At 53.2% G+C, this 15,701-nt stretch carries 13 protein-coding genes and 1 tRNA gene; 6 read left to right on the top strand and 8 right to left on the bottom strand.

Annotation, left to right across the window (positions count from 1 at the left end):
* Position 1: 1 nt before the first annotated feature.
* Both G461_RS0109235 and G461_RS0109240 read right to left on the bottom strand, forming a co-directional pair.
* A complete protein-coding gene (locus G461_RS0109235) occupies positions 2-211 on the bottom strand; it encodes a hypothetical protein (protein WP_026971628.1) in 210 nt (69 codons plus the stop codon).
* 393 nt (positions 212-604) lie between these two features.
* Positions 605-681 (bottom strand) — tRNA-Pro (locus G461_RS0109240).
* A 198-nt stretch (positions 682-879) separates the two neighbouring features.
* On the opposite strand from G461_RS0109240, the gene G461_RS0109245 reads away from it, so the two are divergent.
* Both G461_RS0109245 and G461_RS0109250 read left to right on the top strand, forming a co-directional pair.
* Positions 880-1,434: an NnrU family protein gene (locus G461_RS0109245; protein ID WP_026971629.1), complete on the top strand. Its 555-nt coding sequence runs from the start codon at positions 880-882 to the stop codon at positions 1,432-1,434.
* Between the two features lie 106 nt (positions 1,435-1,540).
* Complete coding sequence (locus tag G461_RS0109250) at positions 1,541-2,281, top strand: substrate-binding periplasmic protein (RefSeq protein WP_026971630.1); 741 nt, start codon at positions 1,541-1,543, stop codon at positions 2,279-2,281.
* Here the strand turns inward: G461_RS0109250 and G461_RS0109255 are convergent, their stop codons facing one another.
* From G461_RS0109255 to G461_RS0109265, 3 genes are read right to left on the bottom strand one after another with little or no spacing between them, the layout of a single operon-like run.
* Positions 2,282-3,238, bottom strand: coding sequence for a LysR family transcriptional regulator (locus G461_RS0109255; protein ID WP_026971631.1), 957 nt, complete (start codon positions 3,236-3,238; stop codon positions 2,282-2,284).
* Positions 3,238-3,867, bottom strand: a complete 630-nt coding sequence (locus G461_RS0109260; protein WP_026971632.1) for a response regulator — start codon at positions 3,865-3,867, stop codon at positions 3,238-3,240. The genes G461_RS0109255 and G461_RS0109260 overlap by 1 nt, the downstream gene beginning before the upstream one ends.
* Positions 3,864-5,261: a cache domain-containing protein gene (locus G461_RS0109265; protein ID WP_026971633.1), complete on the bottom strand. Its 1,398-nt coding sequence runs from the start codon at positions 5,259-5,261 to the stop codon at positions 3,864-3,866. The genes G461_RS0109260 and G461_RS0109265 overlap by 4 nt, the downstream gene beginning before the upstream one ends.
* A 230-nt stretch (positions 5,262-5,491) precedes the next feature.
* On the opposite strand from G461_RS0109265, the gene G461_RS0109270 reads away from it, so the two are divergent.
* The 3 genes from G461_RS0109270 to G461_RS0109280 all read left to right on the top strand — a co-directional run bounded on the left by G461_RS0109270 (position 5,492) and on the right by G461_RS0109280 (position 8,538).
* A complete protein-coding gene (locus G461_RS0109270) occupies positions 5,492-6,550 on the top strand; it encodes a TRAP transporter substrate-binding protein (protein ID WP_026971634.1) in 1,059 nt (352 codons plus the stop codon).
* A gap of 94 nt (positions 6,551-6,644) precedes the next feature.
* Positions 6,645-7,166, top strand: a complete 522-nt coding sequence (locus G461_RS0109275) for a TRAP transporter small permease subunit (protein ID WP_026971635.1) — start codon at positions 6,645-6,647, stop codon at positions 7,164-7,166.
* The gene (locus G461_RS0109280; RefSeq protein ID WP_026971636.1) at positions 7,153-8,538 is read left to right on the top strand and encodes a TRAP transporter large permease; all 1,386 of its coding nucleotides are present in this window, start codon (positions 7,153-7,155) and stop codon (positions 8,536-8,538) included. Before G461_RS0109275 ends, G461_RS0109280 begins: the two co-directional genes overlap by 14 nt.
* 88 nt (positions 8,539-8,626) lie before the next feature.
* On the opposite strand, the gene G461_RS23845 is transcribed toward G461_RS0109280, so the two are convergent.
* Positions 8,627-10,762, bottom strand: coding sequence for a bifunctional 2',3'-cyclic-nucleotide 2'-phosphodiesterase/3'-nucleotidase (locus G461_RS23845; RefSeq protein ID WP_051333474.1), 2,136 nt, complete (start codon positions 10,760-10,762; stop codon positions 8,627-8,629).
* On the opposite strand from G461_RS23845, the gene G461_RS0109290 reads away from it, so the two are divergent.
* The gene (locus G461_RS0109290; protein ID WP_026971637.1) at positions 10,761-11,024 is read left to right on the top strand and encodes a hypothetical protein; all 264 of its coding nucleotides are present in this window, start codon (positions 10,761-10,763) and stop codon (positions 11,022-11,024) included. The genes G461_RS23845 and G461_RS0109290 overlap by 2 nt on opposite strands.
* 20 nt (positions 11,025-11,044) lie before the next feature.
* Here the strand turns inward: G461_RS0109290 and G461_RS0109295 are convergent, their stop codons facing one another.
* Complete coding sequence (locus G461_RS0109295) at positions 11,045-13,147, bottom strand: bifunctional 2',3'-cyclic-nucleotide 2'-phosphodiesterase/3'-nucleotidase (protein WP_051333475.1); 2,103 nt, start codon at positions 13,145-13,147, stop codon at positions 11,045-11,047.
* Between the two features lie 441 nt (positions 13,148-13,588).
* On the bottom strand, positions 13,589-15,691 hold the full coding sequence (locus G461_RS0109300) for a bifunctional 2',3'-cyclic-nucleotide 2'-phosphodiesterase/3'-nucleotidase (protein ID WP_026971639.1): 2,103 nt from the start codon (positions 15,689-15,691) through the stop codon (positions 13,589-13,591).
* Between the last annotated feature and the right edge of the window lie 10 nt (positions 15,692-15,701).

A 15,701-nucleotide genomic window follows, 5' to 3' on the forward strand; every position in this document is an offset into this window, starting at 1 on the left:
GTCAGCTCAGCTTGACCAGTTCATCCACAACTTGCGCAGTCTTCACTGATAGCACGAAACTCTGATCCTCCTCGATGTATGAGATGTCCTCAATCACCGTGCCGCGAACAACCCCAGTTTCAATCCAGCGCCTAAGTGTTCTCGACGTTGGAACCGACCCTTCCGAAAACTCCCTCTGTGCCCACTTGGTGGCGCGCATCAATTTGCCCATAGTGCCTAGCTCCCTAAATAGTGATTTGCACATCTCTAGGGAAACAATCAGACGCAAATGATCGCTGATTTTGCAGAAAACGATATAATTCTCAGCATCGCCACTTTGGCAAACACAAACACGTCAACAAACACCAACCTCCACATTTAGAACCACAAAAACCCTTAAATGTAGGGCTCAAAATCACACTTCCTTTGCTTGCGGCAGCGCCTCCCTACCCATCTTGTATCCCTCTACTGGTTTAAGCCTTGTCCTCAAAGTAGGGACAGATATGGCGCTGTTTTAGCGACCGAGTTTTACCACCGTTTTACCACAGTTTTACCACCGCCTTTTTCCACCCTCTGAATCGCAGACACAAAAAAGCCCGTAACTCAATGAGTTACGGGCTTGATATGGTCGGAACGAGAGGATTTGAACCTCCGACCCCTGACACCCCATGACAGTGCGCTACCAGGCTGCGCTACGTTCCGAAAGACTAGTTGTGCTTAGCGCGTCACAACGCAGGCTAATTTATCCGAGGCTTTAAAAAACTGCAACAGTTGGGATACGTTTTTTCGGAATGAGTGGTTTAACCGTGCATTAATTCGCCTAAATGGGCTTAGATCCAACAACTTGCAATGGAAAGCCAGCATAATGAGGCTTTTGATAACATCGAAAGGACGCTGGTTATGATGTGGCTATTGCTCGGTATGGTGTTGTTCTTAACGCCGCATATTCTCACCCATACTCACTATCGCGCGCTACTGGTTGAGCGCATGGGCAAGCACTACCAAGGCGTGTATGCCCTTGTCGCGTTGGCGGGGCTGCTGCTGCTGTTTTGGGGGCATGGGCAGGCGGAGTATCAGCATCTTTATGTGTTGAGCTGGCACTATGGCGCGCGGCATCTGTGTTATGGCTTAGTGCTGAGCTTCTTTGTGTTGCTGGCGGCAATGTTTATCCCGTGTAACCTGCGCCGCCGAGTACATCACCCGATGCTGACTGGGTTTGTGCTGTGGGCGGTTGGTCATTTGCTGGTAAATGGCGATTTGGCCTCGGTGCTACTGTTTGCCACCATTGGGCTGTATGCGCTGGTATCTCTGGTGCTGCTGCTCAGAAAAGGCAAGCTGTGTGAGCTGCCCGCTCAGCCTTGGTGGAAGGATTTACTGGTATTTGGCCTTGGGGTGGTTTTGTACGTTGTCTTTGTCAGCTTACATGGACCGCTATTTGGAATTGCTCTTCGCTAGAAAAGTCATTCAAATTCATATACTTTAGAGTGACGTGAGTTTTTTCTAACGGCTTTATCAACCAAATAGCAGTTGGAACCGTAAGATTCAGGGATGTTGCTCGACCATGCTTAGGCTTCTGCCACCCTCCGCTCTACTTGGGCTTGCGCTGCTAACCAGCAGTCTGCAAGCCCTCGCCACTGTATACTCCGCAGCCGTCTCCAACAAGCCGGGTCGCTTAAGCGAGTTGATGCTGGATGCTTTTGCGATTGAGCTGGAGCAACAGTTGGATGTTGAACTGAGTGTTATGCCCCTGCCGTTTGCAAGGCGCTTACGCAATTTGGAAATGGGGGAGCTCGATATCAGCGCAGGGCTGCTCAAAACCGCTGAACGAGAAGAATCTATTTACTTTATGGAGCCAGCCTATATCGATGGCTTTAGTCATCATTTTATTTTGCGCACCGAGGAGCCGAGAGAGCTTGAGCGCTACGAGGACCTGTATCGCTTTGTAATTGGGGTGAACAATGATGCCCGCTACTTTGAGCGTTTCGATAAAGACAAGATGCTGCATAAGCAAAACATCGCTGCCAGCACGACTTGCGCCCAGATGCTCTACCGAAAGCGAGTAGATGTGTGCATTGAGCGGCGCTTTAACGATCCAAGGCTACAAGCCAGCGCACATCGCTCACCCGCCTTTAAAACAGCGGGCTATTCTCACAGCACCACCCGCCCAGCTTACTTTGTACTCTCGCGCAACTCGCCGTTGTTTGAGCGGCGCACAGAACTGGAGTCACTGCTGGCACAGATGAAATCCCAGGGAAGGTTTACTGAGGTAATCCGCCGCTACAACCAGCAGATGTTAGAGTAATCAAGCGCGGATCGCTTGCTCGCCCTGCTCACGCAGCGCTTCTAATCGAGTTAGCAGGTACTGTTTAAACTGCTGGCAGCGCTCAGGCATGGGATGACGCGGCCGGTAATACATCCGCACATCGAAGGTCACCCACATATATTGATCCATCACGCTGATCAGATCACCACGCGCCAGATGATCAACCACCAGCGAGTGTGGCAGGTAGGCAATGCCGGCGCCATGCAAGGCGAAATCGAGCAGCATGGCGCTGTTATCGCACTGCAAGGCGTCGCTGATATCCACCATGGTGGCCTCGCCATCGCGCTCAAAACACCAACGATTTCCGCCCACTAGCGTGTGCGCATACAGGCAGCGATGCTGGGCTAGCTGTTCCGGGCTCTGCGGCGTACCGTTTGCTTGCAGGTAGTCGGGGGCGGCACACAAATAAAGCGGCTCACTGAGTAAGTGGCGACTTACCAACAAAGAGTCCTGCTCGCTCTGCCCGCGGTAGCTAGCCTTGGCGCGAAAGGCGAAATCCACCTTTAATGGGTCGAAATCTCCCGCCTCAATAAACAGCTTAAAGTCGACCTTGGGGTGGTGCTGCATGTACTCAGAGACAATGGTTGAGAGGTATTGCTGCGCAAACAGCGGGGTTGAGCTTAACCTGATCTCGCCGCGCTGCTGCTGCGACAGGTTCTCCACCTCGGCGCAGATCGCGTCGATCTCCGGCAGCAACTTGCTAAAGCGCTGGTAGAGCAGCTCGCCAGCTTGAGTGGTGAGCATGGTGCGGGTACTGCGTTTGATAAGCTCGGTGCCCAAGTGCTGCTCCAGCTCTTTCACCCAGCGACTGCCTGCCGCGGCCGATACGCCCTGCTGCTTGGCGGCCTCACGGAACGAGCCGCTTTCGATCACCGCACAGAAAAAGATGATCTTGTCGACGATCGGCGTGCGCGAGCTAAGGTAGCGAGAAGCCATTACACCAAGCCCCGTTCAATGGCCGCTTTTACCAGCCCGGCAGTGGAGTTCACGCCCAGTTTACGCTTGATACGCAGGCGGTGAGTTTCCACAGTGCGCACCGAGATATGCAGCTTGTCGGCGATCGCCTTGTTGCAATCGCCGTTGGCCAGCGCGGCCAGTACATCGTTCTCGCGCGGCGACAGGCTCTCCTCTTCCTCTTCGCTGGCATTGGGTTGCAGGTGCTGCACCAGCTTTTGTGAAACCTGAGCACAGAAGTAGCTGCCGCCATCGGCCACTTGATTGATGGCCATCACCAGCTCGTCGGAGCTGACGTCTTTGAGTACATAGCCCTTCGCGCCTAGTGCGATGGCCTGCATGATGTAATCGCGCGAATCGTGCATCGATAAGATCACCACAGCCAACTCCGATTGCAGCTGCTTGAGCTGCTCCAGCACTTCCAGGCCACTCATACCTGGCATATTAATGTCGAGTAGCAGTACGTCGGCATTTAACTCAAGCGCGGCATTGAGCGCCTCTTCACCATTGCTGACACAGGCGCTGATGCGGATATTGGGCTCAAGCTCCAACCGCGACTTCAACCCGTCCTGCATCAGGCGGTGATCATCGGCCAGTATCACTGAAATCATAAGCCCTCCGTGGCGAGCCCTTGCTCGCGTAAACTCTCTGCGGGCAGCTCGATGCGCACCTGCGTGCCGGTGCCCGGCTCGCTCTCCACCCAAAACAGACCGGCGATGGCAGCGATACGTTCGCGCATGTTGTTAAGCCCCATATGTTCGGTTAGGCGGCGCTTACCGCCCACCTCAAAGCCCACGCCGTCATCGCTGATAGTGAGCAGCAACTTGTCGCCTTCGCGTTGCAGTACCACATCGGCACCGCTGGCTTGGCTGTGCTTCTCTACGTTGCGCAGCGCCTCTTGGGTGACCCGATAAAGCGTCGTTTCGACCTGCGAAGATAGTTCCAAGCCGTTGATATCGTGTTCAAATATCAGCTCCATCTGGCAGCGCTCCTGCATTGTGCTGATGTGGCTTTGCAGCGCCGCTACCAGCCCTAAGTCGTCTAGCTGCGAGGGGCGCAGATCGCGGGAGATCCGTCTGATCTCGACAATCGCCTGGTCCATCACCTCTTGGCTGGCCTGCCATTGCTCTAGTTGCCGGGCGGTCATCGTGCCGGAGCGCAGATTGTCGAGACGGTACTTGGCAGCCACCAACAGCTGGTTAATGCCATCGTGTAACTCTTTAGACACGCGGCTGCGCTCTTTCTCCTGAGATTCGATAATTCTCTGATTTAACTTACTAAGTTGGCTATTGGCCATTCGTCGAACACTGAAGTTCATCGACGCCCCCAAACCCGCCACCAGCGATACCGCAATAAACACCACCAAGAACAGCGCGGCGGCACTTTTGCCGACCCGACCATCAAAGCCGTTCTCCACATGGGCCACCTGCAGCTCGATATCGTCGAGGTACACGCCGGTGCCAATCATCCACTGCCATTTATCCAGCCCCACCGCGTAGCTCAGCTTGGGCAGCGGCTCAGACTTAGACGGCTTATGCCATTGGTACTCCACAAAACCGCCGCCATGCTGGGCGGCATAGATAAGCTCTTGGAGCAGCTTTTTGCCGGTGACATCTTCCACTTCCCACCAGTTCTTACCGATGCGGTCCTGTTGGTAGGGCAGCACCAAGGACACGCCTTGATAGTCGTAGACAAAGAAGTAGCCATCTTGGCCATAGGTTAAGGTGCTGAGGTGATCGATCACCAGTTGCTGGGCGTGTAGATCGTCGGCGGCAGCCTCTTCATAGATCGGCATCACCGCTTTCAGGGCCAATTCGACGTATTGCTGCAGCTCCTGCTTTTTGAGGTTGATCAGGTTGCTGCGGATTAAGGTGACCTCATCATCGACTAATTGTTTGGCTTGCGAAAATAACAAGGTTGCAACAATTGTGGTCACCGCGACCAGTGGTACCACCGACAGCATCACAATGCTCAAACTCAACCTATTGCGGTTCACCAACTCCATCTGGCTACTCCTGAGCGACAATTTAGACCAAAGTCGTACGTAGTTTTGCGTAATTGGCTTGCGTATTCTCCGCAGTAAATTTGCGCATTAATACCCATAGCTGCGCAATCTCGCGCTTCCTACACTGCAATGGCAGCACCCAACTTGGGCAACATCTTATTTACATATCCAGCTTAATTACATAACCAAATAGTACACGGAACTGAATAGAACATCTCAAGGAGCATACGATGAACTTCAAAACTCTGGCCATTGCCTGCAGTCTTGCCCTCACCCTCGGCACCACCAGTACCGCCAGCCTCGCCGCTGGCAAAGTCCTGTTAAAAACCCCGATTGCCTTTGGCACCCACCTGCCCGCCCTAGGCTCGCCCATTAAGTGGTTCTCGGAGCATATTCCTATCACCTCCGGCGGCACCATTAAAATGAAGGTGTATGAGCCTGGCAAGCTGGTGAACCCAGCGGAGATCCTCGATGCGGTATCCACCGGCAAGGTTAACTCTGGTTACTCCACCGCCGGTTACTGGCAAGGCTCAATGCCTGCTGCCGCGCTGTTCTCAGCGGTACCGTTTGGCCCTGAAGCCGGTGAGTACATGGCGTGGCTGTACTTCGGCAATGGCCTGGAGCTCTATCAAGGCATGTACGACGAAGCGGGCTACAACGTGAAGGTGTTGCCGTGCGCGATTATCTCGCCTGAGACCTCGGGCTGGTTTAAAAAACCGATTGAGTCACCGGAGGATTTGAAGGGCTTGAACATGCGCTTCTTTGGTTTGGGCGCTTCGGTGATGGAAAAACTCGGTGTGGGCACAGTGCAGATCCCCGGCGGTGAGATCTTCGGAGCACTAGAGAAAGGCGCCATCGATGCCTCGGAGTTCTCCCAGCCCGCTATCGACCAACGTTTAGGCTTCCACAAAGTGGCCAAGTACAACTACTTCCCGGGCTGGCACCAACAGAGCACCGTGTTTGAGCTGCTGGTGAATAAAGACACCTGGAACGAGATGGACGACAACCAGCAGAAAGCCATCGAAACCACCTGTATGGCTACCATGACCTACTCGATTGCCGAAGGCGAAGCGATGCAATACTCCGCCATGCAGACCGCTCAAGAGAATGGCGTGCAAATCCGCTACTGGAACGAAGAGATGCTCGATCTGTTCGAGTACACCTGGCTAGAAGTGGTAGAAGAGAAGAAGGAAGCCGACCCCTACTTCGCCAAAGTGTGGGCCGACCTAAGCCAATTCCGTGAAGGCTACGCGCTGTGGGAGCAAAACGGCTTCCTGCCTCGCGACTAGTTCCCCTCGTATAACTCAAGTGGGTCGGGGTGTGGCCTATAACAACATCACACGCCCTGACCGCTTGCTTCGCTTTTCGAAGGACGTAACAACCATGAATATTCCATTAGCGAGCATCCCCAAAACGATAGAACAGGCGGTTCGCTCAATATCGCGCTTCTTCGCCTGGGCAAACCTGCTCCTTATCGGCGTGATTATCTTGCAAGTGATCTTGCGTAAGGTGTTCTCCAACGGCCAAATCGCGCTAGAAGAGCTGCAATGGCACCTCTATGCCACCGCCGTCATGTTCGGCACCGCCTATGCCCAAATCACCAATCAACATGTACGAGTCGACTTGTTCTATCAACGCTTTTCTGCCAAGACAAAAGCGCTGGTAGAAGTGCTCGGCTTAGGCCTACTGGCAGTACCCTTTGTAATTATCGTTATCCTGCATTCCTATGATTTCGCCTATGAAGCCTGGCGAGTAAATGAAAGTTCCAGCGCGCCCTCAGGGCTGCCGTTTCGCTGGATCATTAAAGGGGTTATCCCGGTGAGTTTTAGCTTGTTGCTGCTGTCGCTAGTGGCGCAAATCCTTCGTCAAATCGCAGTATTGGGAGGCTCGCATGGAAGCGAATGAAGTCTTAGTTATTGGCATGTTCGCCACCTTTATCGCGCTGCTGTTTACCGGTATTCCGGTGGCCTACGTGCTGGGCGGTGTGGGCGTGCTGTTTGCCGCAGTGGGCTACTTTGCTGATATCTACCTCGATACCTTCACCGGGCTGGATTATCTAACGCTGGGGTTGGTGGTAAATCGCATCTTTAAGATCATGGATAACTGGATCCTGGTCGCCCTGCCGATGTTTATCTTTATGGGCAACATGCTGGATAAATCCGGGATTGCCGAAAAGCTAATGGGCTCGATGCAGCAGCTATTTGGCCGCGTACATGGCGGCTTGGCGATTACCGTGATGGCGATTGGTATCATTTTGGCGGCGTCCACCGGGATTATCGGCGCATCGGTGGTATTACTCACCGTGATGTCGTTGCCAACTATGATGCGCCAGGGCTATCACCTGCCGCTGGCACTGGGCACTGTGGCCTCAGCCGGTACCCTGGGGATCTTGCTGCCGCCATCGATTATGTTGGTGATTATGGCCGACCAGTTGGGGCTGTCGGTGGGCGACCTGTTTATGGGCGCGATTATCCCCGGCCTGCTGCTGGGCGGTTTGTATATCGCCTATATCTTGATAGTTGGCCTATTAAGCCCCAGCTCTGCGCCGGTACCCGCCGATGTGCAAAAGGTGGAGTGGCGCTTGGTGGCGCGGGTGCTGAAAGACATCTTTCCCACCGTGGTGCTGATTATTGTGGTGCTCGGCTCCATCTTCGCCGGTATTGCCACCCCCACCGAGGCCTCGGGCATTGGCGCATTGGGCGCAACGATGCTGGCGGCATTCAACCGCAAGCTCTCGTTTAAGGTGATTAAAGAGGTGCTAATGAGCACCTATGGCACCACTGCCTACATCTTTATGATCTTCCTCGGTGCCACCTGCTTTGCACTGGTGCTGCGCGAACTCGGTGGTGATGAGCTGATTGAATCCTTCCTAAGCGGCCTACCTTTTGGCCCTTATGGGATCATCGCCTTTATCTTGGGGATTATCTTCTTGCTAGGCTTCTTCCTCGATTGGATTGAGATCACCCTAATTGCCCTGCCGTTGCTGGCGCCGGTGGTTTCCAGCCTTGGAATTGAGATCGACGGTCACGGCGTGGTGGATAACCCAAGCCTGGTGTGGTTTGTGATGTTGGTGGCCATGGCGCTGCAGACCAGCTTCCTCACCCCGCCGGTCGGCTTTGCGCTGTTCTACCTAAAAGGCGTGTGCCCGCCAGAGGTAGAGCTCAAGCAGATCTACCGCGGCGTGATCCCCTTTATCATCATCCAGCTGGTCGCTTTGGTGTGCTTGGTGGTTTGGCCGCAGCTGGTGTTGTGGTTCCCGAGTGTCGCCTATGGCTAGGTGCGAATAATCAAAGTTAATCCTGCCTAGATACGACAAACCCGAGCATTGCTCGGGTTTGTTTTATGGCTGCTAAAAACTCGTCAGCTTAGAAGTGAACGTTGAACAGCTCGTAGCCATCCTCATCTTTCTGGTTCAGCGGAGTAATTTGCGGGTGCTCAGCTTCGTATTGCAGCGCGATTGGCGATGAAGTCAGACGAACATCAGCAGGTGCGTAGCCAGTATCACCCAAGGTCAGCGCCCAGTTGTCGTGTTGCAGCTCAAAGCGGATGATGCCATCGCCAGCTTGTGCTTCTTCGCCTAGGAACTCCAGGTAGCTTTGGATGTGGTTACGGGTCTCTTCTGGGTCTTCGTACACGATAACCTCCGCGCCAACACCCGGGAAGCTACCGCCACCGCTTGCACGGTAGTTGTTGGTCACAATCAGGAACTCTTGCGCCAGATCCAGTGGCTCACCTTGGTAGGTGACGTTAACAATACGCTTGCTATCTGGGTTAATCGGCTCAGCGTTGTCGTACTCGTAGCGAGGTGCAGCGCTGATGTCGATTTCGTATTTGATACCAAAGAACACATCGAAGTTAAAGGTCTGGAAGTCTGGGTTGTCCAGCGCTTGCTCTTTGTTGGTATCTTCGATGGTGTTGAACATACCCGCCGACATTTCCAGCCACTCAACTACTTGAGCACCGGTCATCTTCACAACTTGTAGCGTGTTCGGGTAGATGTACAGGTCAGCAACGTTACTCAGGGTAATTGGGCCCGCCGGTACGTAGGTGAAGTCACTTACGCCGTTACGACCACCGCGGAATGGCGCAGCTACCGCCAGCATCGGCAAGTGGTTGTCATCGCCAAACATACCGTCAGCTCGTAGCTGTTCACCACGCCACAGCTGAGTTTCGTTTACCAGCTGCACAGACAGATCTGGGCCGGCCAGTGAGAAGAAGCTGTAGATAGGCTGGTCACTCTCACCGATCTCGGTGGCCATGTACTCAACGGTACCTTCGTGCTCGTCGGCAACTTCAGCAACGATGCGCGGATCTTCGTTGTGCTCACCTTCGGTGGCATCAATATCCATCAGCTTCACTTTTGCACTTAGCAAATCAGTGATCACGCCTTTGCGCATATCTTCATGCTGTTCTTTCGCCAACACCTTGTAGGTCAGGTCGATCACGCCCAGCTTGTTACCCCAGAAACCTGGCATAACGGTAGGTACGCCATATAGAGTGCCACGCTTAACGTTGGCGCCCGGCAGGTCAGAGAATGCAGCGCTTGGAAAGTCAACGTGGTCGTGACCAAACATTAGTGCATCGATACCTTGAACCTGGGCCAGCAGGCCTGAGGCGTTTTCTTCGTAGTCGTAATCGTAGTCAGGCAGCGCACCGGTATCGCTCAGACCTGAGTGAGGAACGGCAACAACGATCTCAGCGCCAGCTTCAATCATCTTCGGTACGTAGTACTCTGCGGCTTTAACCATATCAGCCACTTGTACCTGACACTCCAGATGGCTCTTATCCCAACCCATGATTTGTGGCGGAACAAAACCAATAACGCCCACGGTTACGTCGATTTCGCGACCTTCGCTTGAGATAAAGGTCTTCTCAACCAAGGTAAACGGCGCGTAGTAAGGCGTTTCATTTTCGAAGAACTCGGCGTAGTTGCCGTTGTAGTGATCTTCGATGGCGGTCAGACAGTTTCCGTCTTGGTCAACTTCAGCATCGGGGAAGTGGAACACGTTGGCACTAACGTATGGGAATTCAGCGCCTTTTATCGACTCATCCAAAAACTCCAGACCGAAGTTGAACTCGTGGTTACCCATGTTCGCCGCATCGTAGCCCACTTGGTTCATAGCGCGGTAGATTGGGTGGGTGTTGCCCTGCCCCAACCAGCCAGTACCCAGCTGCTTGGCTACGTAGTCACCAAAAGGAGAGCCTTGAATAAGGTCGCCGTTATCAACCAAGAAGTTGTTAGGCTGTTCTTCGCGGGCTTTCTCAATCACCAAAGCGGTGCGTGAGAAGCCGTAGCTGGCATCTTCTGCGCCGGTGAAGTAGTTAAAGCTACGCATGTTCGCATGCAGGTCGGTGGTTTCCATCAGGCGGATGGTCACAGTCTCGCCGTCATAGCCAGAATCAGAGTTAGAGCTAGAGCCGCCACAGGCAGCTAAAAGTGAACAAGCAACGGCTGTAGCGCTAAGGCGCAGCAGCGACTTGCCAGAAAAGGTATTTTTCATGGGATTTCGTTATTCAGTAAATGCTTGGATATTAGTGCGCGCGGAATATGACACAAAAAACAGCATAATAAAACTGATTTATTGCTATATAAAAAATATTTATACCACCTGTAAAAATATAAGCGGGATTATTGACCAAATAGCGAGAATTAAAGGACTTGAAGGCTACTCAAGGGCAAGGGTTGTGAGAGGCTCGACTGCCCAAAAGGCTCAAGTGAATATAAAAAAACCGATGCGCTGGCGCATCGGTTTTTATATTTAGATAAAAGCCTGACTCAGTGCTTAAAACTGAATACGAAAGATCTCGTAGCCCTCTGCGTTTTGCTCATTGAGCGCTTCGATGTGGCTGTGCGCATCGACATAGTTCAAGGCAATCGGCGATGAGGTCAAGCGAACGTTGCTTGGTGCCAGACCACTGTCGCCTAGGGTGAGTGTCCAGTTCTCCTGCAGCTCGAAGCGGATAATGCCATCATCACCAGCATTGGCTCCGCGGTATTCCAGGTAGTTCTGGATGTGGTTGCGAGTCTCTTCCGGATCTTCGTAAACGATGATGTCAGCGCTTACGCCCGGGAAGTTACCGCCACCGCTGGCGCGGTAGTTGTTGGTGACAATCAGGAACTCTTGTGCAAGGTCTAGCGGTGCGCCTTGGTACATGATGTTCAAGATACGGTTGGTATCGCGCGCTGGCTCAGACTGGTAGGCGTCGTAACGCGCATCAACACTGAGGTCGATATCGTAGTCCAGACCATAGAACACATCGAAGTTGTAGGTGGGGAAACCAGCGCTATCGAGCGCTTGCTCCTCATCGCCACCTTTGATGGTATTAAACTGAGCCGCCGACATCTCAAGCCACTCAATCACTTGGGCACCGGTCATCTTCACCACTTGCAAGGTATTGGGGTAGATGTACAAGTCGGCCACGTTGCTCAGGGTAATTGGTCCTGCGGGCACATAGGTAAAGTCGCTGGTACCGTTACGGCCACCACGGAATGGGGCGGCAACCGCTAACAGCGGCAGGTCATTGTCGGCGCCAAAGGCTCCATCAGCTTTAAGCTGCTCGCCACGCCACATCTGCGCTTCGTTCACCAACTGTACCGACAGGTCGGGACCGGCCAGCGAGAAGAAGCTGTAGATGGGCTGATCACTCTCACCAATCTCGGTGGCCATGTACTCTACGGTTCCGTCATGCTCTGCCGCTACTTCGGCAACAATGCGCGGGTCTTCGTTTTGCTCACCTTGGGTTTCATCGATGTCCATCAGGGCAACGTCTGCACCGGTAATCGCGTAACGGACCACTTGATCGCCATCAAGGGTAAGCTGCAAGCTTAGGTCAATCACCCCAAGCTTGTTGCCCCAAAACCCGGGCATTACCGCAGGTACGCCGTGAATGGTGCCAGCCTCAACATCTGAGCCCGGGAAGCCAGCAAACTTATCACTTGGGAAGTCCAAGTGATCGTGGCCAAACATGATGGCGTCGATACCCTGAACCTGCGCCAGCAGCGCCGAGGTGTTTTCCAGGTAATCGTACTCGTAGTCAGGCAAATCGATGCCCTCGCTGCCGCTTAGGCCAGAGTGTGGTACCGCGACAACAATATCTGCGCCAGCAGCTTGCATCTTGGGTACGTAGTATTCTGCGGCCTTCACGATATCAGCAACTTGTACCTGACACTCAAGGTGGGATTTATCCCAGCCCATGATCTTGGGGGGCACAAAACCAATCACCCCGACCTGCATCTCAACCTCACGCCCTTGGTCTGTGGTGTAGGTTTTGGAAACGATTACATATGGGTCGTAATAAGGGGTTTCGTTTTCGAAAAACTCGGCGTAGTTGCCGTTGTAGTGATCGTCGATGGCGGTCAGGCAGTTACCGTCAGCGTCCACCTCTGCGTCTTCGAAGTGGAAAACGTTCGCGCTAACATAGGGGAACTCAGCACCAGAGATAGAAGCATCAAGGAAAGGTAGACCGAAGTTGAACTCATGGTTACCCATGTTCGCTGCATCATAGCCCACCAAGTTCATCGCTCGATAGATTGGATGGGTGTTGCTGGCCAGCCAGTCAGTGCCCAACTGCTTGGCAACATAATCGCCAAACGGCGCGCCTTGGATCAGATCCCCGTTGTCCACCAGAAAGTGATTGGGCTGCTGCTCGCGAGCCTGCTCGATAACCAAGGCAGTTCGAGAGAAACCAAATTTAGGATCTTCTTCCGCGGTGAAGTAGTTAAAGCTACGCATGTTAGCGTGCAGATCAGTGGTTTCCATCAGACGCAAGGTCATGGTCTCGGTGGTGAAATCAGAGTTACTGCTACCACATGCCACCGCCAAAGCGGATGCCACAGCTACTGCGCTCATGCGCAGCAAGTATTTGGTTTGATTGTTAATTTCCATATTACCTAAGGTTTAGTTAATAAAAAGGCAGTAACAATCTATTGGTCAATTGTGACAATAACTTTTAATTAATATGAAACTTAATTCCAGCGAGGAACGCAAAGACAGGACTTATCACTACCGAACAACCACAAAGACCGCGCGAGACACCACAAATTTCACGAAAGCAGTGATTTAGACTACCAACAAGTTATTTTTTGACCAGCTGGTAGAATTATGTTTTCAAGAAAATTACCAGCAACTCGTAAGGCAACGCGAAAGCTGGAACAGGTTTTTGAAGACATAGAAACGAAGAACACAGTACGTATCGACTGGCGTTTAGCCGCGTGTTCTAGCAAGTTTTTTTGGGGGCCGGCGAAACTAAAAAGGCTGCTCAATTGCCGAGCAGCCTTAGTGTTATTTAATCACCCGGCATCTGCACGGGCTCGCTATCGCAGTGTTCTAAAAGCGTACTTTTAGCAGCTCAAAGCCATCGGCATCTTGCTCATTCAGCGCTTCAATTTGCGGGCGTGCATCCACAAACTCTAGGGCTAAGGGCGAAGATTTCAGCTGTACGTTGCCCGGCTTGATGCCACTCTCACCCAAGGTCAGCTTCCAGTTCTCTTGCAGCTTAAAGCGGATGATGCCGTCGCTCGCTTGCGCCTGCTCACCTAGCGACTCCAAATAACCTTGTACATGGTTACGGGTCTCTTCTGGGTCTTCGTAAACAATCACGTCGCTGGTGATGCCAGGGAAGTGGCCGCCACCGCTTGCGCGGTAGTTATTGGTCACAATCAGGAATTCTTGTTCCAGCGGCATCGGCTTACCTTGATAGCGCACGTTTTGGATACGGCGGGTATCACGGGCTGGCTCGGCTTGATCGGCGTTGTAACGCGGCTCTACGCTTAGGTCGATTTCATAATCGATGCCAAAGAACACATCGTAGTTGTAGGTCGGGAAGCCTTCGCTCACCAAAGACTGCTCGGCGTCGCCATCAACGATGGTGTTGAACTGCGCAGCCGACATCTCCAGCCACTCGATAACCTGCGCACCGTTCATCTTCACCACTTGCAGGGTGTTCGGGTAGATGTACAAGTCCGCCACGTTACTCAGGGTAATCGCGCCAGCCGGTACATAGGTGAAATCACCCGGGCCGTTACGACCACCGCGGAATGGTGCAGCTACGGCCAGCAGTGGCAGGTCGTTGTCTGCGCCAAATGCGCCGTCGGCAACCAACTGCTCGCCACGCCACATCTGCGCTTCGTTAACTAGCTGTACCGACAGGTCGGGGCCGGCCAGTGAGAAGAAGCTGTAGATTGGCTGATCGCTCTGGCCGATTTCGGTGGCCATATAATCAACAGTGCCTTGGTGGGCCTCTTCTACCTGCTCGATGATTTCGGCAGATTCGTGCTCTACACCTGCGGTATCGTCGATATCCATCAGGTGCACATCGGCGGCAGCAATCTCAAAGCTGGCTTCACCACCTTGGATGGTTACGTTCAGGCTTAGGTCAATCACGCCCAGTTTGTTACCCCAAAAGCCAGGCATAACCGATGGCGTACCATGCAGGGTACCGGCTTCAATGTCGGCGCCCGGGTAGCCTTCGAAGCCAGCACTTGGGAAGTCGAGGTGGTCGTGGCCGAACATGATCGCGTCGATGCCGTCTACCTGCGCCAACAGGCCAGAGGCGTTTTCGATGTAGTCGTAGCTGTACTCTTCAAAGCTCAAGTGGGCGCTGCCACTAAGACCTGAGTGCGGCACGGCGATAACGATATCGGCGCCGTTAGCGCGCATCTCAGGAACGAAGTGCTCAGCGGATTTCACGATATCAGCAACTTGTACCTGACACTCAAGGTGAGTCTTGTCCCAGCCCATGATCATCGGCGGCACAAAACCAATCACGCCCACGTTCATGGTGACTTCAACACCGCCATCGGTGGTGTAGGTTTTTGGCACAATTACGTAAGGCTGGTAGTACGGCGTTTCGTTCTCGAAGAAGGCGTCGTAGTTGCCGTTGTAGTGATCATCCAGTGCGGTTTGGCAGTTGCCGTTTTCGTCTACTTCAGCACCTTCAAACTGGAACACGTTGGCGCTGATGTAAGGGAACTCAGCCCCTTCGATGGAGGCATCGAGAAACTCCAGGCCGAAGTTAAACTCGTGGTTACCCATGTTGCCCACATCATAGCCGACCAGGTTCATCGCCTTGTAAATCGGGTGAGTGTTCTTAGCCAGCCACTCGGTACCGAGTTGCTTGGCCACGTAGTCACCAAATGGCGCACCCTGGATAAGGTCGCCGTTATCCACCAAGAAGTGGTTGGCTTGCTCGGCGCGGGCTTGCTCAATCACCAAGGCGGTGCGCGAGAAACCAAAACGAGGGTTTTCCTGACCGGTGAAGTAGTTGAAGCTGCGCATATTGGCATGGATGTCGGTTGTTTCCATCAATCGCAGAGTCATGGTATCGCTTTGTGGAGCGTCCTCTTGTTGGGCACAGGCTGCCAACAAGCCACCGGATACCAGCACGGCACTTACGCGCAGGCCGTTAATCAAGGAAGTCTGTTTAGTCATAGCTTCTTAT

The organism is Aliagarivorans marinus DSM 23064 (genome assembly GCF_000429485.1).
Lineage (GTDB): Bacteria > Pseudomonadota > Gammaproteobacteria > Enterobacterales > Celerinatantimonadaceae > Aliagarivorans > Aliagarivorans marinus.

Coding starts and splice junctions, on each gene's coding strand:
- G461_RS0109235 (WP_026971628.1), bottom strand. CDS start 211: ATGGGCAAATTGATGCGCGCCACCAAGTGGGCACAGAGGGAGTTTTCG.
- G461_RS0109245 (WP_026971629.1), top strand. CDS start 880: ATGATGTGGCTATTGCTCGGTATGGTGTTGTTCTTAACGCCGCATATT.
- G461_RS0109250 (WP_026971630.1), top strand. CDS start 1,541: ATGCTTAGGCTTCTGCCACCCTCCGCTCTACTTGGGCTTGCGCTGCTA.
- G461_RS0109255 (WP_026971631.1), bottom strand. CDS start 3,238: ATGGCTTCTCGCTACCTTAGCTCGCGCACGCCGATCGTCGACAAGATC.
- G461_RS0109260 (WP_026971632.1), bottom strand. CDS start 3,867: ATGATTTCAGTGATACTGGCCGATGATCACCGCCTGATGCAGGACGGG.
- G461_RS0109265 (WP_026971633.1), bottom strand. CDS start 5,261: ATGGAGTTGGTGAACCGCAATAGGTTGAGTTTGAGCATTGTGATGCTG.
- G461_RS0109270 (WP_026971634.1), top strand. CDS start 5,492: ATGAACTTCAAAACTCTGGCCATTGCCTGCAGTCTTGCCCTCACCCTC.
- G461_RS0109275 (WP_026971635.1), top strand. CDS start 6,645: ATGAATATTCCATTAGCGAGCATCCCCAAAACGATAGAACAGGCGGTT.
- G461_RS0109280 (WP_026971636.1), top strand. CDS start 7,153: ATGGAAGCGAATGAAGTCTTAGTTATTGGCATGTTCGCCACCTTTATC.
- G461_RS0109290 (WP_026971637.1), top strand. CDS start 10,761: ATGGGATTTCGTTATTCAGTAAATGCTTGGATATTAGTGCGCGCGGAA.
- G461_RS23845 (WP_051333474.1), bottom strand. CDS start 10,762: ATGAAAAATACCTTTTCTGGCAAGTCGCTGCTGCGCCTTAGCGCTACA.
- G461_RS0109295 (WP_051333475.1), bottom strand. CDS start 13,147: ATGGAAATTAACAATCAAACCAAATACTTGCTGCGCATGAGCGCAGTA.
- G461_RS0109300 (WP_026971639.1), bottom strand. CDS start 15,691: ATGACTAAACAGACTTCCTTGATTAACGGCCTGCGCGTAAGTGCCGTG.